This window comes from Aeribacillus sp. SP014, assembly GCF_054055575.1.
Genome location: NZ_JBSRXI010000001.1, coordinates 2,911,796 through 2,935,409, shown reverse-complemented (window position 1 = coordinate 2,935,409; position 23,614 = coordinate 2,911,796). Strand labels below are relative to the sequence as shown.

At 39.6% G+C, this 23,614-nt stretch carries 24 protein-coding genes, 1 pseudogene and 1 other annotated feature; of the genes and pseudogenes, 23 read left to right on the top strand and 2 right to left on the bottom strand.

What is annotated here, in order from left to right:
- Window positions 1–66 precede the first annotated feature (66 nt).
- The 21 genes and pseudogenes from cymR (at window position 67) to ACVIJU_RS14265 (ending at window position 20,063) form a co-directional block, all read left to right on the top strand.
- The gene (gene cymR, locus ACVIJU_RS14365) at window positions 67–486 is read left to right on the top strand and encodes a cysteine metabolism transcriptional regulator CymR (RefSeq protein ID WP_063387987.1); all 420 of its coding nucleotides are present in this window, start codon (window positions 67–69) and stop codon (window positions 484–486) included.
- An 18-nt stretch (window positions 487–504) separates the two neighbouring features.
- Window positions 505–1,650, top strand: coding sequence for a cysteine desulfurase family protein (locus ACVIJU_RS14360; RefSeq protein WP_327863353.1), 1,146 nt, complete (start codon window positions 505–507; stop codon window positions 1,648–1,650).
- Window positions 1,651–1,665: 15 nt separating this feature from the next.
- The gene (gene mnmA / locus ACVIJU_RS14355) at window positions 1,666–2,781 is read left to right on the top strand and encodes a tRNA 2-thiouridine(34) synthase MnmA (RefSeq protein WP_063387989.1); all 1,116 of its coding nucleotides are present in this window, start codon (window positions 1,666–1,668) and stop codon (window positions 2,779–2,781) included.
- 81 nt (window positions 2,782–2,862) lie between these two features.
- Window positions 2,863–3,517: pseudogene (locus tag ACVIJU_RS14350) on the top strand (tetratricopeptide repeat protein).
- Window positions 3,518–3,538: 21 nt separating this feature from the next.
- On the top strand, window positions 3,539–3,904 hold the full coding sequence (locus tag ACVIJU_RS14345; RefSeq protein WP_456687706.1) for a YrrC family ATP-dependent DNA helicase: 366 nt from the start codon (window positions 3,539–3,541) through the stop codon (window positions 3,902–3,904).
- A complete protein-coding gene (recD2, locus tag ACVIJU_RS14340) occupies window positions 3,843–5,915 on the top strand; it encodes an SF1B family DNA helicase RecD2 (RefSeq protein ID WP_456687950.1) in 2,073 nt (690 codons plus the stop codon). The genes ACVIJU_RS14345 and recD2 overlap by 62 nt, the downstream gene beginning before the upstream one ends.
- Window positions 5,916–6,114: 199 nt before the next feature.
- Window positions 6,115–6,300 carry a hypothetical protein gene (locus ACVIJU_RS14335; protein ID WP_094246265.1) on the top strand — a complete coding sequence of 62 codons (186 nt, stop codon included), beginning with the start codon at window positions 6,115–6,117 and terminating at the stop codon, window positions 6,298–6,300.
- A gap of 72 nt (window positions 6,301–6,372) precedes the next feature.
- A complete protein-coding gene (locus ACVIJU_RS14330) occupies window positions 6,373–7,434 on the top strand; it encodes an AI-2E family transporter (RefSeq protein ID WP_063387992.1) in 1,062 nt (353 codons plus the stop codon).
- A 49-nt stretch (window positions 7,435–7,483) separates the two neighbouring features.
- Window positions 7,484–7,690: a binding site (T-box leader), on the top strand.
- Window positions 7,691–7,762: 72 nt separating this feature from the next.
- Window positions 7,763–10,399 carry an alanine--tRNA ligase gene (alaS, locus tag ACVIJU_RS14325; RefSeq protein ID WP_094246263.1) on the top strand — a complete coding sequence of 879 codons (2,637 nt, stop codon included), beginning with the start codon at window positions 7,763–7,765 and terminating at the stop codon, window positions 10,397–10,399.
- A gap of 71 nt (window positions 10,400–10,470) precedes the next feature.
- Window positions 10,471–10,737, top strand: a complete 267-nt coding sequence (locus tag ACVIJU_RS14320; RefSeq protein WP_063387994.1) for an IreB family regulatory phosphoprotein — start codon at window positions 10,471–10,473, stop codon at window positions 10,735–10,737.
- Between the two features lies 1 nt (window position 10,738).
- A complete protein-coding gene (gene ruvX, locus ACVIJU_RS14315) occupies window positions 10,739–11,155 on the top strand; it encodes a Holliday junction resolvase RuvX (protein WP_094246262.1) in 417 nt (138 codons plus the stop codon).
- 15 nt (window positions 11,156–11,170) lie between these two features.
- Complete coding sequence (locus ACVIJU_RS14310) at window positions 11,171–11,449, top strand: DUF1292 domain-containing protein (RefSeq protein ID WP_063387996.1); 279 nt, start codon at window positions 11,171–11,173, stop codon at window positions 11,447–11,449.
- Window positions 11,450–11,589: 140 nt separating this feature from the next.
- Complete coding sequence (gene mltG, locus ACVIJU_RS14305; protein ID WP_339210150.1) at window positions 11,590–12,720, top strand: endolytic transglycosylase MltG; 1,131 nt, start codon at window positions 11,590–11,592, stop codon at window positions 12,718–12,720.
- Window positions 12,721–12,840: 120 nt separating this feature from the next.
- Window positions 12,841–13,491 (top strand): O-methyltransferase, encoded by a 651-nt coding sequence (locus tag ACVIJU_RS14300; RefSeq protein ID WP_456687705.1) that lies wholly within the window; start codon window positions 12,841–12,843, stop codon window positions 13,489–13,491.
- Entirely contained in the window at window positions 13,488–14,417 is a 930-nt protein-coding gene (locus ACVIJU_RS14295; protein ID WP_063387999.1) for a peptidase U32 family protein, read from the top strand. The genes ACVIJU_RS14300 and ACVIJU_RS14295 overlap by 4 nt, the downstream gene beginning before the upstream one ends.
- Before the next feature lie 24 nt (window positions 14,418–14,441).
- Window positions 14,442–15,713, top strand: coding sequence for a peptidase U32 family protein (locus ACVIJU_RS14290; RefSeq protein ID WP_456687704.1), 1,272 nt, complete (start codon window positions 14,442–14,444; stop codon window positions 15,711–15,713).
- 195 nt (window positions 15,714–15,908) lie between these two features.
- Window positions 15,909–16,385: a transcription elongation factor GreA gene (gene greA / locus ACVIJU_RS14285; protein WP_063388001.1), complete on the top strand. Its 477-nt coding sequence runs from the start codon at window positions 15,909–15,911 to the stop codon at window positions 16,383–16,385.
- A gap of 69 nt (window positions 16,386–16,454) precedes the next feature.
- The gene (locus tag ACVIJU_RS14280) at window positions 16,455–18,212 is read left to right on the top strand and encodes a peptidoglycan D,D-transpeptidase FtsI family protein (RefSeq protein ID WP_144596741.1); all 1,758 of its coding nucleotides are present in this window, start codon (window positions 16,455–16,457) and stop codon (window positions 18,210–18,212) included.
- Between the two features lie 53 nt (window positions 18,213–18,265).
- Entirely contained in the window at window positions 18,266–18,934 is a 669-nt protein-coding gene (locus ACVIJU_RS14275) for a DUF1510 family protein (RefSeq protein WP_456687703.1), read from the top strand.
- A 109-nt stretch (window positions 18,935–19,043) separates the two neighbouring features.
- Entirely contained in the window at window positions 19,044–19,739 is a 696-nt protein-coding gene (gene mtnN / locus ACVIJU_RS14270) for a 5'-methylthioadenosine/S-adenosylhomocysteine nucleosidase (protein ID WP_063388168.1), read from the top strand.
- 90 nt (window positions 19,740–19,829) lie between these two features.
- Complete coding sequence (locus tag ACVIJU_RS14265; protein ID WP_063388004.1) at window positions 19,830–20,063, top strand: YrhC family protein; 234 nt, start codon at window positions 19,830–19,832, stop codon at window positions 20,061–20,063.
- Window positions 20,064–20,528: 465 nt separating this feature from the next.
- Here ACVIJU_RS14265 and sigK read toward each other — a convergent pair whose 3' ends face one another.
- Together sigK and sda are read right to left on the bottom strand one after the other, a co-directional pair.
- Window positions 20,529–21,248 (bottom strand): RNA polymerase sporulation sigma factor SigK, encoded by a 720-nt coding sequence (sigK, locus tag ACVIJU_RS14260; RefSeq protein ID WP_063388005.1) that lies wholly within the window; start codon window positions 21,246–21,248, stop codon window positions 20,529–20,531.
- 278 nt (window positions 21,249–21,526) lie between these two features.
- Window positions 21,527–21,667, bottom strand: coding sequence for a sporulation histidine kinase inhibitor Sda (sda, locus tag ACVIJU_RS14255; RefSeq protein ID WP_063388169.1), 141 nt, complete (start codon window positions 21,665–21,667; stop codon window positions 21,527–21,529).
- Window positions 21,668–21,984: 317 nt separating this feature from the next.
- Between sda and ACVIJU_RS14250 the strand changes: the two genes are divergently transcribed.
- Together ACVIJU_RS14250 and yqeH are read left to right on the top strand one after the other, a co-directional pair.
- Window positions 21,985–22,500: a YqeG family HAD IIIA-type phosphatase gene (locus tag ACVIJU_RS14250; RefSeq protein ID WP_063388006.1), complete on the top strand. Its 516-nt coding sequence runs from the start codon at window positions 21,985–21,987 to the stop codon at window positions 22,498–22,500.
- Window positions 22,500–23,606, top strand: a complete 1,107-nt coding sequence (gene yqeH / locus ACVIJU_RS14245) for a ribosome biogenesis GTPase YqeH (RefSeq protein WP_456687702.1) — start codon at window positions 22,500–22,502, stop codon at window positions 23,604–23,606. Before ACVIJU_RS14250 ends, yqeH begins: the two co-directional genes overlap by 1 nt.
- Window positions 23,607–23,614: the final 8 nt, after the last annotated feature.

Sequence of the window (23,614 nt, the reverse complement as noted above, 5' to 3'; positions counted from 1 at the left end):
AAAGTTTAAAGTAGAACCAAGATGGTGAAAATCTTGAAAAAAACTAAAAAATAGGAGTGTAGAAACGTGAGAATTTCAACGAAAGGACGCTATGGTTTAACGATTATGATTGAATTGGCGCGAAAGTACGGAGAAGGACCGACATCTTTGAAAAGTATTGCACAATCTCATGATTTATCAGAGCATTATTTGGAACAATTAATTGCTCCTCTCCGCAATGCCGGACTTGTCAAAAGCATTCGCGGAGCTTATGGCGGATATATTTTAGCGAACGATCCGTCCAAAATAACGGCTGGTGACGTTATCCGTGTGTTGGAAGGACCGATCACCCCTGTTGAAGGAATTGAAGATGAACCGCCTGCTCAAAGGCATCTATGGTTAAAAATCCGCGATGCGGTGAAGGACGTTCTTGACAACACGACACTTGATGATTTAGCAAGCCATACAGGAGATAATGAGCAGGACGCTTACATGTTTTACATTTAAAGTCGGGAGGAATTAACTTTGGAACGGATATATTTGGATCATGCGGCAACATCGCCAGTCCATCCCGCAGTTTTGGATAAAATGACAACCTTTATGAAGGATTATTTCGGCAATCCGTCTAGCATCCATTCTTTTGGCAGAGAAAGCAGACGAGAAGTGGATGAGGCTCGAGAGATCCTTGCCAAAAGTATTCATGCCGATCCAAAAGAAATCATATTTACAAGCGGAGGAACAGAAGCAGATAATTTAGCGGTGATTGGAACAGCGCTTGCTAATAAAGAAAAAGGAAACCATATTATCACAACAGAAATTGAGCATCCGGCTGTCCTCCAATCTTGCCGCTATCTAGAAAAAAACGGATTTCACGTTACGTATTTGCCTGTCAATCAATCGGGAGTTATTTCTGTCGATGATCTTAAAAAAGCTTTAAAAGATGAAACGATTCTTGTCACAGTCATGTATGGAAATAATGAAGTAGGTGCCTTACAGCCTATTTCAGAAATAGGAAGCTTATTACAAAACCATCAAGCGTATTTTCATACCGATGCAGTTCAAGCATACGGACTCGTTCCAATTGATGTTCGCGAGCTGAATGTCGATCTGCTGTCGGTTTCCGGTCATAAAATAAATGGGCCGAAAGGGATCGGTTTTTTATATGCAAAAGCTGGGGTGAAATTCACTCCGCGCATGCATGGCGGTGAGCAGGAATTGAAGAGAAGAGCCGGAACGGAAAATGTTCCAGCGATTATCGGGTTTGCGGAAAGCGCAAAAATTGCAGAACAAACAAGAAAGGAAAAAACAGAGCAATATGTGCATTTTAAACAAATAATGATCGATGTGTTTGAACAAGAGGGCATTTCCTTCGCTGTGAACGGCTCGATTGACAACAGCCTGCCTCATATATTAAACGTTTTCTTTCCGGGAACAAATGTTGAATCGCTTCTTGTCAACCTCGATTTGGCGGGAATTGCGGCATCAAGCGGCTCAGCTTGTACAGCAGGATCAGTTGAACCGTCGCATGTGCTCGTTTCAATGTTTGGCAAAAATTCAAAAGAAATAACTTCATCGGTTCGATTCAGCTTCGGCTTAGGAAATACGGAGGCACAAATTGAATCGGCTGCCAAAAAAACAGCCGAGATTGTTAAAAGGTTAACGTCAAAATAGAAAGAGGTGAGAGAGATGGAAAAGGCGCCGCATGAAACAAGAGTCGTAGTCGGGATGTCTGGCGGAGTAGATTCATCTGTAACTGCTTTGCTCCTAAAAGAACAAGGGTACGAAGTCATCGGGGTCTTTATGAAAAATTGGGATGATACGGATGAAAATGGCGTATGTACGGCAACGCAAGATTATGATGATGTAATCCGTGTATGCAATCAGCTTGGGATTCCTTATTATGCAGTGAATTTCGAAAAAGAGTATTGGGATAAAGTGTTCACTTACTTTTTAGAGGAATATAAAGCTGGAAGAACGCCAAATCCCGATGTCATGTGCAATAAAGAAATTAAATTTAAAGCTTTTTTGGAGCATGCAGCTGACTTAGGCGCGGACTATATCGCAACAGGTCATTATGCACGGGTAAAATACCGCGATGGTGTGTACAAATTGCTCAGAGGAAAGGATCCAAACAAAGATCAAACGTATTTTTTGAATCAGCTGAATCAGAAGCAGCTGTCAAAGGTCATGTTCCCCATCGGGCATCTTGAAAAAAAAGAAGTTAGAGAAATTGCGGAAAAAGCAAACTTGGCAACAGCAAAGAAAAAAGATTCAACAGGCATCTGCTTTATTGGCGAGCGGAACTTTAAAGAATTTTTAAGCCAGTATTTACCTGCTCAACCCGGCAAAATGGAGACGTTGTCTGGTGAGGTAAAAGGGAAGCATGACGGGCTTATGTATTATACGATCGGTCAACGCCATGGACTCGGAATAGGAGGAAATGGCGATCCTTGGTTTGTGGTTGGAAAAAATTTAAAAAATAATATTTTATATGTTGAACAAGGATTTCATAATGAACATTTATATTCAGACTCCATTATCGCAACAAATGTAAACTGGATAACCGGTGTAAAACCAACAGATGAGCTTGTTTGCACCGCAAAATTTCGCTACCGCCAGCCTGATCAGCCAGTAAAAGTGAAAATGATCGGTGATCAAACTGCACAAATTTCGTTTGAACAGCCGGTCCGTGCCGTTACACCAGGACAAGCTGTCGTTTTTTATAATGGAGAGGAATGTCTGGGAGGCGGCATTATCGATAAAGTATTTCGCAACGGCGAAAAACTGTGGTATGTCGGTTAAAGAGTTAAGCTGTACCGATCGGAATGAGATTTGTTAACTTGGCGCAGCCTCTTTGCCTTTGGATGTGAAAGGATGAAATGGATGCATAAAAATCAACTGGCTTTAGAAGCAATAAAAGAAGGGAAATGGGAAGAAGCAGCGAAATATTTTGCAGAAGCATTGGAAGAAAATCCAAACGACCCTGTGTTATACGTAAATTTTGGGAATTTGCTTGCCTCTTCAGGTGATGCAGAAAGAGCATTGAAATTTTATGAAAAGGCGATTGAGATTGATAAAGGGACGGCTACTGCGTATTACGGCATTGGAACCGTTCATTATAATGCGGGAGATTATCTTAAAGCGAAAACATTTTTTGATCAGGCGGAAAAGTATGGGCTTGCTCATAAAGATGTCTATTTTATGCTTGGAATGTCTCTTTACCAGCTTGAACAGCCCCGTCTTGCACTTCCGTATTTTTTGCGGGCGGTTGAGCTGGATGAACAAGACGCCAGCGCTCACTTTCAATATGGTTTATGTTTAGCACAAGCAGGCCACATTCAAGAAGCAAAAAAAGAGTTTGAAAAAACGATCGACCTCGATCAACATCACGCAGATGCTTATTATAATTTTAGGTGTTGCGTACGCATTTGAAGAAAATAGAGAAGAAGCTTTAAAAATGTTTGATATGGCGCTTTCCATTCAACCGGATCATTTGCTTGCGGGCAACGGGAAAAGGCTGTTAGAAGAAATGATTTAAACGAAATTAGGAGGAAAGAGGATGGGCGGTCAACAGGAGAGTTTGTTTCATGAGGAAAGTACTCCTTTTGTTCGCGGAGTCATTAAACATATTGTGTTCCAGAATGAGCAAAATTTTTATACTGTTATTAAAGTGAAAATTGAAGAGACGAATGAACAGTTTGAGCAAGATCAAGTGACCGTGACGGGTTTTTTTCCTCTTCTCCAATTACATGACAGCTATACGTTTTTTGGCGCGAAAAAATACCATCCAAAATTCGGCGTACAATTTCAAGCCGAGCGTTTTCAAAAGGAGCTTCCAACTACGAAAGAAGGAGTTATTCAATATTTATCAAGCGGGCTTTTTAAAGGAATCGGCAAAAAAACAGCGGAAAGCGATCGTGAATGAACTGGGCGAACATGCGATTTCGATTATTTTGGAGGATCCCGATTCATTAAAAAGAGTGAAGAAGCTTTCAAAGGAAAAAGCCAAAATACTGGCTGAAACACTGAAGGAACATCAAGGTTTAGAAGGGGTTTTAATCGGATTAAATCAGCTTGGCATTGGGCCTGCACTTGGGATGAAAATTTATCAGCTATATCGGGAGGATACGCTTAAAATCATTCAAAAAAACCCATATCAATTGGTGGAAGATATTGAAGGGATCGGCTTTATTCGAGCGGATGAAATTGGGAGAGAGCTTGGGATCTCCGGCAATCATCCCGACCGGCTGAAGGCGGCTTGTTTGTTCACTATTGAACAAGATGCTGTAAAAGAAGGACATGTATATGTTACAAAAGTTCAGCTGATGGAAAAAGCGAAAAAATTGCTCACCCAAAATGGAGAAGACATATCTGATCAGGATATTGAAAGAATCATTCTTGAATTGGAAGAAGATCGAAAAATTATCGTCGAGGAAGATCGAATTTATTTACCCTCTCTTTACTATGCTGAAGTGGGACTTGCCAATAACATTGAAGAAATTTTAACCCAAAACCAATTTCAAGATATGTTTCCTGAATCAGAATTTTTGCTGGAGTTAGGAAAACTGGAAGAAAAAATGAATGTTCAGTATGCCCCCTCTCAAAAAGAAGCCATTCAGCGGGCTATTCATTCGCCGATTCTTTTGCTGACCGGCGGGCCTGGAACGGGAAAAACAACCGTTATCAAAGGCATCGTTGAAATTTATGCGAACCTCCATGGCCTTTCATTGAACCCAAAAGAATATCAAAAGAAGGAAGAGCCGTTTCCCATTGTACTGGTGGCACCTACTGGACGAGCTGCAAAAAGAATGGCAGAAGCAACCGGTCTTCCTGCCGTCACAATCCACCGCCTTTTAGGATGGAATGGTTCAGAAGGGTTTGAACACAATGAAGATCATCCGATTTCTGGAAAGCTTCTGATTGTTGATGAAGTATCAATGGTTGATATTTGGCTCATGCATCAATTGTTTAAATCGCTTCCTTCGGACATACAAATTGTTCTTGTCGGAGACGAACACCAGCTTCCGTCCGTTGGACCCGGCCAAGTGCTTCGCGATTTGATTCAATCCGGACGAATCCCAGTTGTTACGCTGACAGATATTTATAGACAAGCAGAAGGATCTACAATTATTGATTTGGCCCATTCAATCCGCCAAGGAACTCTTCCAGCGAACCTTTTGCAAACGACACAAGACAGATCGTTTATTCCTTGTACAACATCACAAATAAAAGAAGTTATAACGAGAGTAATTGAGAACGCTTTGAAAAAAGGATATTCTGCGAAGGATATACAGGTGTTGGCACCGATGTACAGAGGGATTGCCGGCATTGATCAGTTGAATGAAATGCTTCAGGAAATGTTAAACCCCCCTTCAAAAGAAAAAAGAGAGATCAAGCATGGTAACGTTATTTACCGAATTGGGGACAAAGTGCTGCAGCTCGTCAATCAGCCTGATCAAAACGTGTTTAATGGCGATATTGGGGAGATTGTTTCTATTTTTTACGCAAAAGAAAATGTCGAAAAAGAAGATATGGTGGTCATTTCTTACGACGGTATCGAAGTAACCTATACGAAGCAAGATTTTAATCAGTTTACTCATGCTTACTGCTGCTCCATCCATAAAGCGCAGGGAAGCGAATTTCCGATTGTCATTTTGCCGGTAGTAAAAGGCTACTTTCGGATGTTGAGAAGAAATTTGATTTATACAGCGGTTACAAGGAGCAAGCAATTTTTAATTATGTGCGGAGAATGGGAAGCGTTAAAAATGGGAGTATACAACAATCAGGAGTCGATGAGGCAGACAACCTTAAAAGAGAGGCTGAAAACGTCTGAACTTGCCGAGCTGAAAGAGGAGCTTCCTTTTCCACTAGAAGATGCCAACATTGGGATGGAGAACATCACTCCATATGATTTTATGGAAGAGGGCGAAGGATAATAAATTTGTTCCTTTCCATAAGATCGATAACGATTGACAGATGATGCTACAAACAGGGGACAAATTGTTTAAGCATAAAAAAGCATGCTTTATAGAGACGTATAATTTTTTGGAAAATGGTAACAAATAGTAGTGTGCATAGCGAGAATATACCGGATTAATAAATAATTAAATAAATGAATAAAGAAGGTGTCCCTGTTTGTTAACATGTCCGAATTGTAAAAGCAAAGATATTGGAAAAATCGGAGTCAATCAGTATTATTGTTGGCATTGTTTTATTGAGCTTACCGTTACAAAAGGCATTATTCACACACATCAAGTAGAAGAAGACGGAACACTAAGTTCTTTAGATGACTTGTTTCCTGAAGAAGATCGTGCGATTTGAGGCGCCTAAAATGGGCGCCTTCATGCATATTTTCGTGAGCATTCCTCAAAATAAAAAGAGGAGGGATGCGGGATGAATGAGCGAGAGCGGAAATGGCTTTTCCGAATCATTTTTTTTCTCATTTTATCATTGTTTGTATATATGGTTCTTCAGCTAAAAGTCATTTGGTTTCCTATTTTCAAAATGTTAAAAGCTGTTTTAATTCCTTTTATGCTTTCCGGCTTCATTACCTACTTGCTTCATCCCGTAGTGGAAAAACTTTACCGTTCAGGTGTTCCAAGAACATGTTCGATTCTCATCATCTATTTTATTTTTTTCGGAGGAGTCGGTTTTAGCTTTTATAAAGGTGTCCCAATTTTTGTTGAACAAATGAAAGACCTTTCCGAAAATATCCCTATGTTTACAAAATATTACCAAAGCTGGACGGATAAAATTCATGACGGAACAACCAATTTACCTGGAGAAATTCATCATCGAATTGAATCTTTTATTGCTGGAATGGAAACATCCGTTGCTGCCTTTCTTGAACGGATGCTTTCAAGCATGAAGTCAATTATTGATTATGCTGTTATTATTGGTGTCATCCCCTTTCTCGTTTTTTATATGTTGAAAGATTATGAGAAAATGAAAAAAGCCATTTGGTACTTCACCCCGAAGAAATGGAGACGTGAAGGGAGACGTTTTTTAGAAAACGTCGATGAGTCGCTCGGAAGTTATTTGCGGGGGCAACTATTTGTTTGTTTTCTGATCGGGCTGGCGGCTTCGATTTTGTTTTGGCTGTTTAAAATTAAATATCCGTTAATTTTAGGGACGATTATCGGAATGACCAATATTATTCCTTATTTCGGTCCATTTATCGGTGCGGTTCCTGCTTTGATGGTCGCTGCAACGCTCTCCATTAACAAAATAATTGTAGTGCTTTTCATCATTTTTGGGCTGCAATTTATTGAAAGTAATATTCTTGGCCCTTTCATCGTTGGGAAAAGCCTGCATATGCATCCGATGGTGATTATTATGGCGCTCTTGGCGGGCGGAGAAATCGGCGGAGTGATCGGTTTAATTTTAGCTGTGCCTTTTATCACTGTTCTGAAAGAGATATTGCTGCATATCATCCGTCTAAGGAAAGCGCATTGACAAGCGATTTTTCCTTGTCTATAATTCGTGATAGACATGGAATAAGTGCATGAAAGCGATGACGAATCGAGTATGTTGCAGTCCATCTTAAAAGAGAGGGGCTTCCGAGGCTGAAAGAAGCTCTAGATGAAGGGCAACAGAACGCTAATTCTGAGTGCAGGCAAAACCTGACGAAAATGCCACGTTACGGCAAATGAAGGTGATGAGCAATTGGCTCATAATCAGGGTGGTACCGCGAGTAACTCTCGTCCCTGTGTAAATCAGAGCATTTACATAGGCGAGAGTTTTTATTTTGCGAGAAAAATGAAGACATTTTAGGAGGAATGCCATGAAAAAGCTCACTTCAGCACAAGTTCGTCAAATGTTTTTAGATTTTTTTAAGGAAAAAGGACATTCGGTTGAACCGAGCGCTTCTTTAATTCCGGTTGATGATCCGTCACTATTGTGGATCAACAGCGGTGTCGCAACATTGAAAAAATATTTTGACGGAAGGGTTGTTCCTGAAAATCCGAGAATTACTAACGCACAAAAATCAATCCGAACAAACGATATTGAAAATGTCGGAAAAACAGCGCGCCATCATACATTTTTCGAAATGCTCGGAAATTTCTCAATCGGCGACTATTTTAAAGAAGAAGCGATTGAATGGGCATGGGAATTTTTAACAAGCGAAAAATGGATTGGCTTCGACCCAAATAGATTATCAGTTACTATTCATCCGGAAGATGAAGAGGCGTATGACATTTGGAAAAATAAAATCGGGTTGCCGGAAGAACGAATTATCCGTTTGGAAGGAAATTTTTGGGATATTGGTGAAGGGCCAAGCGGACCAAATACTGAAATATTTTATGATCGTGGAGAAGAATTTGGAAACGATCCAAATGATCCGGAACTTTATCCCGGCGGTGAAAACGAACGCTATTTGGAAGTTTGGAATCTTGTTTTTTCTCAATTTAATCATAATCCTGATGGAACTTACACTCCGCTTCCAAAAAAGAATATTGATACAGGCATGGGCTTAGAGCGAATGGTTTCTGTCATTCAAAATGCGCCGACCAACTTTGACACAGATCTCTTTTTACCGATCATTCAAGCTACCGAAAAGATTTCGGGGGAAGCTTATCGAACCGACAAAGAGAAAGATGTCGCTTTTAAAGTGATTGCCGACCATATCCGCACGGTTACATTTGCTGTTGCAGACGGCGCGCTACCTTCTAATGAAGGCAGAGGGTATGTACTTCGCCGTCTTATCCGCAGAGCGGTTAGGTATGCAAAAACGATCAACATAGACCGCCCGTTTATGTATGAATTAGTTCCGGTTGTAGCGGAAATTATGAACGATTACTATCCGGAAGTAAAAGAAAAAGCATCCTTTGTTCAAAAGGTAATTAAAAATGAGGAAGAGCGTTTCCATGAGACTCTCCATGAAGGGCTTGCCATTTTAGCGGATGTAATCAAAAAGCAGAAAGAACAGGGTAGCCGAATAATTCCAGGCGAAGATGTGTTTCGGCTTTACGACACATATGGTTTTCCAGTGGAATTGACGGAGGAATACGCACAAGATGAAGGCATGGAGCTGGATTATGAAGGCTTTGAACGAGAAATGGAGCATCAAAAAGAACGTGCAAGAAAAGCCAGACAGGATGTCGACTCGATGCAAGTGCAAAGCGGAATTCTTGTGGAATTAAAAGAGGAAAGCAAATTTGTTGGCTACAATACCCTAGAAGCAAATGCACGGGTGCTTGTGATCATAAAAGATGGGGAATTAGTCGATCAAGCCGAGAGCGGGGAAGAGGTCCAAATTATATTGGACGAGACGCCTTTTTATGCTGAAAGCGGAGGTCAAATTGCTGACAAAGGAATCATCAAAAATGATGATGTGGTCTTAAACGTAAAAGATGTGCAAAAAGCGCCGAACGGCCAACACTTGCACCGGGCTGTCATCGAAAAAGGCGTTTTGACAAAAGGAGCAGCAGTTTACGCTTCCGTTTGTGCAGAGTCTAGAAAATCCATCGTGAAAAATCATACAGCGACACATTTGCTGCACCAAGCGCTGAAGGACGTGCTGGGCGTACATGTCAACCAAGCTGGATCGCTTGTTGCTTCCGACCGTCTCCGTTTTGACTTTTCACATTTTGGACAAGTTTCAACAGAAGAGCTGGAAGAAATTGAACGAATTGTAAATGAGAAAATTTGGGAAAGCATTCCAGTCTCTATCGAGCACATGCCTCTTGACGAAGCGAAAGCGATGGGCGCGATGGCTTTATTTGGAGAAAAATACGGAAAAATTGTTCGCGTTGTTCAAGTAGGCGATTATTCGCTTGAGCTTTGCGGCGGATGCCATGTAACAAATACAGCGGAAATCGGACTGTTTAAGATTGTTTCCGAAACTGGAATTGGTGCAGGAACCCGCCGAATTGAAGCGGTGACAGGAAAAGAAGCGTACCGGTTTATGAATGAACAATATTTATTGTTAAAGGAAATTGGGGCAAAACTGAAAGCGAATGTAAAAAATCTGCCGGAGAGAATTGACAGTCTGCAGCAAGAAATAAAAGAACTACAGCGGGAAAACGAATCTCTTACGATGAAGCTTAGCAATCTGGAAGCGGGGAACATCGCTGAAAAAGCGGTAACGATCAACGGTGTAACAGTTCTTGCGGAAAAAGTTCAAGTGAAAGATATGAACAGATTGCGCGGCATGGTCGATGAACTGAAGCAAAAGCTCGGCTCGGCTATTGTTGTGCTAGCAACGGTATCAGACGGAAAAGTAAATTTAGCAGCCGGCATCACAAAAGACTTAGTTGACAAAGGGTTCCATGCTGGAAAATTAATTAAGGAAATTGCAAGCCGCTGTGGCGGCGGCGGCGGCGGAAGACCTGACATGGCTCAAGCGGGAGGGAAAAATCCTGAACGGTTAGCTGAAGCTCTTCGTTTTGTCGAAGACTGGGTGAAATCCGTTTCATAAATTCCATTCATAGTGTAAAATGGATGTAGACAAGCAGATTCGCTTTTTAGTCTAGGAAAGAGGTGCAAAAATTGAGTTCCTTCGATAAAACGATGAAGTTTAATTTTTCAGAAGAACCTGTTGAGACAAATGTCAAGGAAGTTCTAAGTGCCGTATACAATGCACTGGAAGAAAAGGGTTATAATCCGATCAATCAAATCGTCGGCTATTTGTTGTCCGGAGATCCTGCTTACATTCCTAGACATAACGGCGCACGCAATCTGATTAGAAAAATTGAACGAGATGAATTAATTGAAGAGCTTGTAAAATTTTATTTGAAAAACAACCGTGAGGAATAAAATGCGAATCATTGGGTTAGACTTAGGTTCAAAAACATTAGGAGTTGCGGTAAGCGATGAGCTGGGATGGACTGCTCAAGGTGTGGAAACGATCAGCATAAATGAAGATGAAGGCGAGTTCGGGATTCAAAGACTCGCTGAACTGATAAAGAAATACGAGGTAGAAAAAATAGTAGTCGGGTATCCGAAAAATATGAACGGCACCGTTGGACCAAGGGGAGAAGCAAGCGAGCGCTTTGCCGCGCTTTTGAAGGAGCAGTTTCAGCTTCCGGTCATTTTATGGGATGAGCGCCTTTCGACGATGGAAGCCGAAAGATTTCTCATTGAGGCGGATGTAAGCCGGCGAAAAAGACGGCAAGTCATTGATAAAATGGCTGCGGTGATTATTTTGCAAAGTTATTTGGACAGTCAACAATAAATTGAGGTGAAATAAGTGGAAGGTGAAAAACATATTACCGTTATTGATGAAAACGGTAATGAACAACTATACGAAATTTTGTTTACGTTTAATTCGGACGAATTTGACAAATCTTACGTTCTTTATTATCCGATCGGCATCGATGATGAGGAAGACGAAGATGGAATAGAAATTCATGCAGCAAGCTACATTCCCAATGAAGACGGTGAAGGCGGGAAGCTGGAGCCTGTGGAAACCGATGAAGAATGGGAAATGATCGAGGCCGTTTTAAATACATTTTTAGAAGAGGAATAAGCACCGTTTTGCGGTGCTTTTTTTGTTGAGGTGATTTACATCCAAATGAAAAAACAATTTCTTCCTATAAAAAATGGAGATTTTTGACGAATAAATGCGTGTATGTAGTATAATAATCGGGACGGAAGGAGGATGAATTGATGGCGGATTCGGATTCGAATAAGGAATTTTTGGATAAGAAACTCCAAGAAAAACTGCATATAGCGAAAATTGTTCGAAAAACTGTGTTAACTGTCCTGATTGCCTTTGTTGTTATATTTGCTGGAGTGATTGGCGGCGGGTATTTATATGTGCGATCTGCATTAAAGCCTGTTGATCCGGATAATAAGGAACCTGTAAAGGTACAAATTCCGATTGGATCTTCCGTATCGCAAATTGCTTCTATTTTAGAAAAAAATGACATCATTAAAAGTGCGATCGTGTTTAAATATTACGTGAAATTTAAAAATGAATCAGGGTTTCAAGCAGGAAATTATCAATTTAATCAATCTATGACGATTCAAGAAATCGTTGAACGCTTAAAAAAAGGCGAATTAATGGGAGAAGCAGCTATTAAATTGACGATCCCGGAAGGATTGCAACTATCAGAAATTGCTGACATCATCGCCAAACATACTCCCTATTCAAAAAAAGAAATTATGAACCAATTAACAAACCAGCAGTTTATCAAACAAATGCAAAAAAAGTATCCTAATACAATAACAGATGACATTTTCAACAGACGTATAAAATATGCATTGGAAGGATATTTGTATCCGGCTACTTATTCGTTTTATGAGGAATCTCCTCCTTTGTCGGAAATCATTGAAACAATGATTAAAAAGACAGATGAAATGCTTGTTCCTTATAGAAACAAAATGAAAGAGCTGAGTCTTTCCACTCATCAATTTTTAACATTAGCGTCTTTAGTGGAGGAGGAAGCGACGGAAAAAGCCGACAGGGAAAAAATAGCCAGCGTTTTTTACAATCGTTTAGAAAAGAACATGCCTCTCCAGACAGATCCAACCGTTTTATATTCATTAGGAAAGCATAAGGAGCGCGTATACTATAAAGATTTAGAAGTCAATTCTCCCTATAACACATATAAAAATAAAGGACTTCCGCCGGGGCCGATTGCCAATGCTGGCAAGCAGTCACTAGATGCTGTAGCAAATCCTGCCGATACAAACTATTTTTATTTTCTCGCAACGAAAGAAGGGGAAGTTATATTTACGAAGACGCTGGATGAGCATAACAAAGAAAAAGCTAAGCATATTACGGAAAAGGATTAAAGGTTTGCGATTCGCATTCCTTTTTCTTTTATGTTAAAATATATCGAGCTAAAAAAACAAACTTGAAGAGTTCGAACAGAACTCTTCTTTGATTAAGGGAGTTTTTTAGGAGTGTCCATTTTGCCAAACAAAAAAATTGAGGAATATTTAGCAAATTTTTCTACTAACAAAGATGAAAAATTAGTTCAATTAGAAGCATATGCAAAAGAGCAGAAGGTGCCGATTATGGAAGAGCGGGCGCTGTCTGTCATGCTTCATATTTTAAAGCTCCATCAGCCGAACAAAATATTGGAAATTGGGGCGGCGATCGGCTATTCGGCGATTCGGATGGCAAAAGCGCTGCCGAACACAAAAATTGTAACGATTGAAATAGATCCTCATCGATTTGAACTAGCGGAACAAAATATTCGAGCTTGCGGTCTTGAAAATCAAATTACCATTTATCACGGTGATGCTCTAGAAATCGTACAGGAAGTCAAGCTTGACGGTCCGTTTGATGCGCTCTTTATCGATGCGAGCAAAGGGCAATATAAACGTTTTTTTCAAGCATATGAACCTTTGCTGTCAAAAAGAGCGGTCGTTTTTTCGGATAATGTTCTTTTTAAAGGACTAGTCGCTGAAGAAATGATAGAATCAAAAAGGTTAAAATCTTTAGCGAAGAAAATTAAAGAATATAATGAATGGCTAATGAATCAGCCCGATTGGGATACCGTTATTATTCCGATAGGCGACGGATTAGCCTTCAGTATAAAAAGGGGTGAAGGGGAATGAAAAAACCCGAACTGCTCGTCACACCTGTAAATGTCAAAAATATTGAGAGCCTTTGCAAAGCTGGCGCAGATGCTTTTATCATCGGCGAACAGCGTTATGGCTTAAGGCTTGCAGGGGAATTTCATCGAAAAGATGTATTAGATGCGATTGACCTTGCCCATCAATATGGAAAAAAAGTATACGTTGCAATGAATGCAATTTTTCATAATGATAAAGTAGACGAGCTTGCAGATTATGTAAAATTTGTTCATAATGCGAAAGCAGATGCGATTGTATTCGGTGATCCAGCTGTGTTAATGACTGTTAGGGAAGTTGCTCCGGAGATGAAGCTCCATTGGAATACGGAAACAACCGCAACCAACTGGTATGCATGCAACTATTGGGGAAGGAAAGGCGCCAAGCGTGCAGTACTAGCTCGGGAGTTAAGCATGGAAGCTGTCATTGAAACGAAAGAGCATGCAGAAGTGGAAATAGAAGTCCAAGTCCACGGAATGACGTGCATGTTTCAGTCCAAAAGATCTCTTATCGGCAATTATTTTGAATATCGTGGGAAAGCGATGGAAATTCACAATTATAAATACGGCAAAAATATGTTTTTGCATGATAAAGAGAGAAATAACAAATATCCAATTTTTGAGGATGAAAATGGAACCCATATTATGAGTCCGAATGATATTTGCATCATTGACGAGCTGGAGGAACTGGTTGATGCAGGAATTGATTCTTTTAAAATAGATGGCGTGCTGAAAACTCCGGAATATATTGTAGAAGTGACGAAAAAGTATCGGAAGGCGATCGATTTATGCGCTGAGGATCGAGAGCAATATGAAAATGTTAAAGATAAGCTGTACGCTGAAATTGAGGAAATACAGCCGCCAAACCGCCCGTTGGATACAGGATTTTTCTTTAAAGAGACCGTTTATTAAAAAAACGTTAAAGGAGGAGTTCGCATGCCGGTTGTGAAAGATAAAATTTCAACAATTATCAACGGCAAAAGGGTCATAACGAAAAAACCTGAACTTCTTGCACCTGCCGGAAATTTGGAGAAATTAAAAATCGCCGTCATGTACGGTGCTGACGCCGTCTTCATTGGCGGACAAGAGTACGGCTTGCGTTCCAATGCCGATAATTTCTCCATTGAGGAAATTAAAGAAGGAGTTCAATTTGCTAATCAGTACGGGGCAAAAATATATGTGACGACAAACATTTATGCACATAATGAAAACATCCCTGGACTCGATCAATATTTAAAAGCGCTCGAAGACGCGGGAGTGTCAGGGGTCATTGTCGCAGATCCCCTCATTATTGAAACGTGCAGAAAGGTAGCCCCAAAATTGGAAGTCCACTTAAGCACCCAGCAATCCCTTTCGAATTGGAAAGCTGTCCAATTTTGGAAGGAGGAAGGTTTGGAGCGGGTCGTTCTAGCACGGGAAACGAGCGCTGAAGAAATTAGAGAAATAAAAGAAAAAGTAGATATTGAAATCGAAACGTTTATTCACGGCGCGATGTGCATTGCCTATTCAGGCCGCTGCACATTAAGCAATCATATGACAGCGCGAGATTCAAACAGAGGAGGATGCTGTCAGTCCTGCCGATGGGATTATGATTTATATGAATATTATAAAGGCAAAGAAGTGCCTATGTTTGATGAGCAAGACTCGCCATTTGCAATGAGCGCTAAAGACTTAAAATTGGTTGAGTCGATTCCGAAAATGATTGAAATGGGGATCGACAGCTTGAAAATTGAAGGCCGCATGAAATCCATTCACTATGTTGCAACTGTTGTCAGTGTATATCGCAAAGTCATTGATGCATACTGCGCCGATCCCAATCATTTTGTCATGAAACAGGAATGGCTGGAAGAATTGGATAAATGCGCGAACAGAGAAACGGCTCCTGCCTTTTTTGAAGGAGTGCCTGGTTATCAAGAGCAATTATTTGGCACTCACAGCAAAAAAACAGCATACGACTTTGTCGGGCTTGTGCTTGACTGGAATCCAGAAACGAAAATGGTGACATTGCAGCAAAGAAACCATTTCAGACCCGGTGACGAAGTAGAATTTTTCGGTCCGCAAATTGACAATTTTCGCATTGTCATCGATAAAATTTGGGATGAAGACGGAAATGAATTGGATGCAGCAAGACATCCTTTGCAAATAATCCGCTTCAAGTGCGAGCATCCGCTATATCCGTATAATATGATGAGAAAAGAGACAAGATAGGGGAAGAATCTGGATTTTTTTATAAAAAAGCAAAACGTTTCTTGAACTGCCGATTATTTTGTAATAACATATCATAGATAAATATTTCCTTCTATAACTATGTTATAAAAGATTCTTTTCTGTCGAAAGAACGGCAGAAAAGTTCTTTCATTTTTTAGGAACCATTAGGGGGATATAAAGAAAAGGAGGACTATTATGGCGGAAGAAAAGGTATTTCCTATGACGAAAGCTGGGAAAGAAAAACTTGAACAAGAACTTGAGTATTTAAAAACGGTAAAGCGAAAAGAAGTTGTAGAACGAATAAAAGTGGCAAGATCATTTGGCGACCTATCAGAAAACTCTGAATATGATTCAGCAAAAGAAGAGCAAGCTTTTGTAGAAGGACGCATTACAACGCTCGAAAATATGATTCGCAATGCGAAAATTATTGAAGAAGACACAGAAAATAAAACAACTGTTTCACTTGGAAAATCTGTTACGTTTATTGAATTGCCTGATGGAGAAGAAGAAACTTATACAATTGTCGGAAGTGCAGAAGCAGATCCTTTCGAAGGGAAAATTTCCAATGATTCTCCGATGGCTAAAAGCCTGCTCGGCCGTCAAGTAGGGGAAGAAGTTGTAGTTCAGACGCCTGGCGGCGATATGACAGTCAAAATTGTACGTGTTGATTAATGTTGATAGCCTTTAATATAGTTTAAGATGTGCGCACCTCGTCGAAAATATAAGACGAGGTGTTTTTTTATGAATAAGCGAATAAAATATATAGGCGTCTTCATCATTTTGTTAATGGGTGTTCTCATATATAGACTTGCGCAAATTCAACTGCTTGAAACCGAGTCATTTTCAGAACAAGATGTCAATTTGATGAAAGAAAGCGTCAAACAGAGGACACAAGAAGTAATTATAGATGATGGGCGGGGTCGATTTATTGATCGTGAAAATAAACCTTTGAACGAAACATATTTGCCTACGCTCGTTTTATTTCCATTTCTGAAAAATTATCAATGGCCGATCGATCAATTGGCGGCAGCCATTTCTGTTCGCAAGGATGAAATCGAACAATTATTGAAAGGAACGAAAAATGAACCTATTTTGTTGAATAAAGAAAAAGGATTTCAACTTGATGAACAGGATATAAAAGCCATCAATAAGTTAAAAATTCCGGGAGTATTCGGCATCTTTATGAAAACAGAGCAATCAGACAATATTGCTTCCCATCTTATTGGGATGACAAGCGAAAATGAAACAGAATGGAAAAAAAGATACCCTGACAAAGAGATCACGTCATTAAGTCCTGAAGTAGGCGTGACTGGACTGGAGGAGGCGTTTGATGAATTTTTGCAGCCGGAAGATGCGTCAAGACTTTTATATCATGTTGATGGTCTCGGCAGGCCTCTTTTCGGCGTCAATGTAAAATATATTGCCGATTCCAATCCATTTTACCCAATTGCCGTTCAAACAACAATTGACAAACATTTGCAAGAAAAAGCTGAACAAATTTTAACAAAACATCAAATAAATGAAGGCGGCCTCGTTCTGTTAGACATTGAAAACAGCGAAGTAGTTGCAATGGCCTCCAAACCGGATCTGGACCGGAATGATCCAAAAACATATGAAAATAAAATGCTTTCGGCAATGTTTCCTGGTTCTGTTTTTAAAACCGTTATCGCTGCAGCAGCGATCGACACAAACATGATCAAACCGGAAAGAACATTTAATTGTGACCGGAATGTCTACGGCCAAACAGAAAAAGAGGAAGAAAAGCGGGCTGGAACGCTTACGTTTGAAGAAAGCTTTGCGAAAAGCTGCAATTATGCGTTTGCTACGATCGGTCAGGAATTAATACAAAAAAAGAGCAATATAATTGAAGAATACGCAGAAAAGCTTGGCCTTCTCAGCTTCTCAGGCTGGTCGGGAAAAGTATACCATTACGATCAATTTAAACAATTTCCAAGGGAGCAAAGAGGAACGATTTGGGGAGATGACAGCGACAAAAAGTCAGCAAAGGCCATCGCACAAACCTCCATCGGACAAAAAAATGTAAAGGTTACTCCTCTAGCTGTCGCGAATATGATGGCTACAATTGCTCGCGGAGGAGAAAAAAGAGAAGTGAAAGTCGTGGATAAAATTTTATATAAAAACGGAGAAACGATGTATACATTCAAGAACCATTTGATGAAAGGAGAAAAAATTTCCCCTGCAACATCATCAAAATTAACGGATCTCCTGCTTCAAGTAGTCGCTCATCCTGATGGAACCGGCAGAGCGTTTCAAAGCTTGCCTGTTAAAGTAGCCGGCAAATCAGGCACTGCCGAAACGGGAACATTGAACGACAATGGAAAAAAATTATATCATAAATGGTTTGCCGGTTTTTTTCCTGCGGAACATCCGAAATATGCCTTAGTTGTTGTTGATATGAACAAAACGAGCGGTAGAGCAAAGACAAATGATGTTTTTTACGAAATGGTTGAACAGATTTATAATGTTAATGAAGAATAAAGTATGTTAAAATAATAACTCAAAGATTGGAGAAACAAAGGAGTTGACGGGGAATGGCGGGTTCTCGTTATGAAATTCGGGATAAAAAACGAAAAACGAATTTGATTTTAAATATTTTAATTGGAATTGTCGCCTTACTCATCCTCGTTATTGCTTCTCAGCTTTTTTTGGGAGGCGGTACTGAACAAGCGAATTCCAACAGTGAACAACAAAAAGAGCAATCAAGCTCATCTAAAAATATCGAAGAAGAGACAGCTGAACAATCTAACGATCAGCAGGAAGAAGAAAAAGCAGCTGAACAGAATGAAAGTAATGAAATTAAGGAGGAAGAGGACGAAAATACACAATCAGCAAATGAAGAAAAGGAATCGAGCGATGATCCTTTTGAAGGTGCAACAGTAACTGAAGGAGAAGCGGGTTCCGATGTTGAACAAATCATTGAAAATCCAAATTGGAAGCCGATCGGAACAGTCCAGACAGGTGAGCACGTTACGACTTATAAAAAGTCATCTGTAGATTGGAAGGAAATGGAAAAAGCATTAAGCTATGCAACAGGTGTTTCTCTTGAAAATATGCAGACCCTTTGGATCGGCAATAACGGAAGCCCGAATGATGCGAAAGGAACGATTCAAAACAAAGCAGACGGAAAAAAATATAGAGTATCCATTACATGGATAGACGGAGAGGGCTGGAAACCGACTAGAGTTGAAGTATTAAAATAGACTGAAAAACAAAAAAGACCCTCATGTGTAAAAAGCTGACTGTCAAACACTTGAGGGATCTTTTTTTATGATTTTTATAGCTATTCATGATAGAAAGGAATGTTGGAATATGAAAATTGCAATCATTGGTGCAATGGAAGAAGAAGTTCGCATCCTGCGCGAGAAATTGGATTGTACAAAAGAAGAGGAGATTGCAGGCTGCAGTTTTATGATTGGGAAATACAATCAAACTGATACGATTTTATTAAAATCAGGAATTGGAAAAGTGAATGCAGCCGTAAGCACCACTTTGCTGCTGGAGCGATATCAGCCGGATTATGTGATCAATACCGGCTCCGCCGGAGGATTTCATGAGTCTTTAAACGTAGGGGATGTTGTCATATCCACAGAGGTTCGCCATCATGATGTAGATGTGACGGCTTTTGGGTATGAATATGGTCAAGTTCCCGGGCTTCCTCCATCCTTTAAGGCCGATGAAAAACTGATTGAAATCGCTGAAAGAAAAGCAAAAGACATTTCAGGAATTCAGACGGTAAAAGGGGCGATCGCAACGGGGGATTCTTTTATGAACGACCCCGATAAAGTAGCTTTTGTCCGGTCTAAATTCAGCCATTTGTACGCTGTTGAGATGGAAGCTGCTGCTGTCGCGCAAGTGTGCTACAAATTTCAAACACCTTTTGTCATCATCCGGGCGCTCTCAGATATCGCCGGAAAAGAGTCGAACATTTCCTTTGAACAATTTTTAGACAAAGCGGCTTTCAATTCATCGGAATTGGTTCTGAAAATGATTGAAGAACTAAGTTGATTGTAAATGGAAACTATTACAAGTCTATCAGCCCGAATCGATATGTTATTCTTTTATAATATAGAATAACTAATTCGATTAGGTGATATCATGGAGGAGAAAAAATTAAAAGAATTAATAGAAGACTATAAGCATTTTGCTCTCGTTCTGCTAGCTGTCGGAACCTTTTTATACATCGGAATATGGATTCCTAATCATTCACCTCGGACAAATATACAAGAAATAATGCTAATCGGAACTTCAACGATGATGTTAGCCAGCTCTATTCTATTTTTTAAATTGTCATCGAAATATCAAAAAAAGCTTGATAAGTTGCAATCTTAATCATTTCTTGAAAAAGGGCTCAAAAAAGTCAGTATAGCTGACTCTTTTGAGCCTCTCTTTTTTGATAAAACATTAGGTGAATGAAGGCGGCATTGCTCTGTTTCATATGAAAACAGCAACTAGCGCTGCAATAAAGGCTGCCTTTTTACAGATTGAAAGCAGTTGTAATGGGCTCTCAACCGTAACGTTCGCATCCTGTCAAATCATGTTACCACCATTTTACGTCAAACAGCGGATTCGCTTTCTGCGATTTTTATTAATCGGTCAATTTTGAGATTCGTTTTTATATCTCGATTTGCGCCAATGCGCTGGAAAACCTGTAGCAAAGGTTAATTTTGAGTTTTTATGGGATGTCACATATCGGAAAGCCACCACTTTAAAATGAATTTTGCAGTTTTACGCGAGTAAATCATTCAGGAACTCTCGCAAATTTCGCACAAAATCTCGTTGAAAATGCTTTTCCTTTTATTCTTTTGACATCTTTTTTTCTTTTTCATTTCGGTAAAACTCATGAAACATTTTCATGAGTGCCCTTTTTTCGATTCTGGAAACATAACTCCTCGAAATGCCGAGCTCTTTCGCAATTTCACGCTGCGTTTTTTCCTGCTGCGTATTCAATCCAAACCGACCGATAATGACTTCTTTTTCTCTTTCGTCTAGAATCGATAAATATTTCTTAATTTTTTCCAGCTCCATATTCAATTGAATCGTGTCGATAATATCTTCATTTTCTGATTTTAGCACATCTATTAAACTGATTTCGTTTCCTTCTTTATCTTGGCCAATAGGATCGTGTAGGGAAACATCTTTTTTTGTTTTTTTTAAGGAACGGAGATGCATTAAAATTTCGTTTTCAATGCATCTTGCGGCATATGTAGCAAGCTTTGTCCCTTTGTTTTCGGAATAGCTTTCAATCGCTTTAATTAAACCAATTGTGCCGATGGATATGAGATCTTCCGAGTCTTCACCTGTATTTTCAAATTTTTTGACAATATGAGCGACAAGGCGCAAATTATGTTCAATTAATATATTTCTTGCTTCGTCATTTCCTTCGGCCATCAGGCGGAGATATTTTTTTTCTTCATTTGGGGAAAGCGGTTGAGGGAAAGCATTGTTTTTTACATATGAAACGAGAAAAACCAATTCTTTTATAAAATAGCTTAGTGCAGTCAAAATTCCAGACATGTTTTTCACCCCTGCATTACGTATTATTAAATTGTATGTGATTGCGGCTTTGTCCTTGTATGTCCTTCATGAAAAAGGGGAAAGAGTATGGAAAACAGCTGAGTTTTAGTTATAATGAGACAGTGAAGAAAAATGGATTGGTATCGGAGATCATCAGTTGAAAGGTATTAAGTCATTGTGGATTGACATCAACGATTATCTGTTAAAGGAGTTTAGCGGCTGTGGAACATGCAGCCATGCGCCGGGGGTAGGTTTTTAAGCAAAAAAAAAAGACACCGCTAAGATGATGCTTTTAATAAGTGAGAGAGCGAGCGGCGCTTTATTTCCAATTCTATTAATTCGATGAATTCTTTGCTAAGCCTCATTTCGGTTGCTTTATAGTAAGATTCAATTAAAAATTCGTCCGATAAATTTTTCATAGAAGCGATCATGTTATGGAGAAAGCACCTCCTTTATTTATTACCATAAATTTACCATGTTTTTTAATAGAGAACAACCGTTCTGTTATCCACAGCCTTCGGTGGAAAAGCTGTGGGTAGTTTGTTTATATACTTTACTAAAGATTGATATGAATAGGTGGATATTGTGTATAAAATTATCCACAGCTGTTGAATATGTTAAAAAATTGTCGAATTTTTTTTGTGAAAACAATATTGTTTTGAAAGTAAACTCGAAATTCGGTATGATGAAAAATAGTTTAACAGTAGTCTATTTATTGAATTAAGAGGTGTTCAATTTGCTGAAAAGGTTTTTGCCCGGAGAATATGCGAAAAGCGTTTTTCATATTTATCCTCATTTTTTAAAGGAAAAAGGTATAAAAGGTATTATTACCGATTTAGATAATACTTTAGTAGAATGGGACAGGCCGAACGCAACTCCGAAATTGAAAAATTGGTTTGAAATGATGGAACAGAACGGGATTAAAGTGACAATTGTTTCAAATAATAACGAAAAACGCGTCCGTTCGTTTTCTGAACCGCTGAATATTCCGTTCATTTCGAAAGCGGGAAAACCCCGTGCAAAAGCGTTTAAAAAAGCGGCTGAGCAGATGGGACTGAAAAAAGAAGAAGTTGTTGTGATCGGCGACCAGCTGCTGACAGATGTTCTCGGAGGGAATCTCTGCGGTTTTCATACGATTTTAGTTGTGCCTGTATCGTCTACTGACGGCTTTTGGACCCGGATCAACAGGAAAATTGAAAGGAAAATTTTAAAATTGTTAAAACAGAAAGGCATGCTGCATTGGGAGGAGTGATGAGTTTGGATGAGAAGGTTTGCGTCGGGTGCGGAGTAAAAATTCAAACGGAAGATCCTTCTGAAATTGGATATGCTCCAAAAGCTGCTCTTGAGAAAGAACAGCCGATCTGCCAAAGGTGTTTTCGGCTGAAACATTATAACGAAATTCAAGATGTCTCGTTAACAAATGAGGACTTTTTAAAAATTTTGCACGGCATTGGCAATACGAAAGCTCTTGTTGTGAAGGTTGTCGACATTTTTGACTTTAACGGAAGCTGGATCAACGGCATACAGCGTTTTATCGGCTACAATCCAGTCATTTTAATCGGCAATAAAGCAGATCTCCTTCCAAAATCGGTGAAAAAAGAAAAGGTTATTCGTTGGATGAAGAGAGAAGCAAAAGAGTATGGATTAACGCCATTGGATGTGCTTTTAATCAGCTCAGAAAAGGGACATGGCATTAAAGAAGCGGCAGAGCAAATAGATCATTATCGCAACGGAGAAAACGTGTATGTTGTTGGATGTACAAATGTTGGGAAATCAACTTTTATTAATCGAATCTTGAAGGAGGTTGCGGGAGAAGGGGATATCATTACAACTTCCCATTATCCCGGCACAACGCTCAATCTAATTGAAATTCCGTTAGATGACGGCGCAGTTTTATACGATACACCAGGCATTATCAATGATCATCAGATGGCGCACTTTATTGATAAGCGCGACCTAAAGCTTCTATCGCCGAAAAAAGAAATTAAGCCTAGAGTGTTCCAGTTAAATGAAAGGCAAACTTTATACTTCGGCGGATTGGCAAGACTGGATTATATAAAGGGAGGACGTTCCTCCATTGTGTGCTATATTCCGAACAGCATTGACATTCATCGAACAAAACTGGAGAAGGCGGATCATTTATATGCAACACATTTAGGGGAGCTTTTAACCCCTCCTAGAAAAGAAGCAGTCGAATCCTTTCCAGAACTTGTCCCGCACGAATTCACTATAAATGGAAAAAAGAAAGATATCGTGTTTTCAGGTCTTGGATGGGTAACGATCCACGATGGACCGAAAAGAGTCGTTGCTTATGCACCTAAAGATGTACATGTGGGCGTCCGTCATTCATTAATATAAAAACAAAA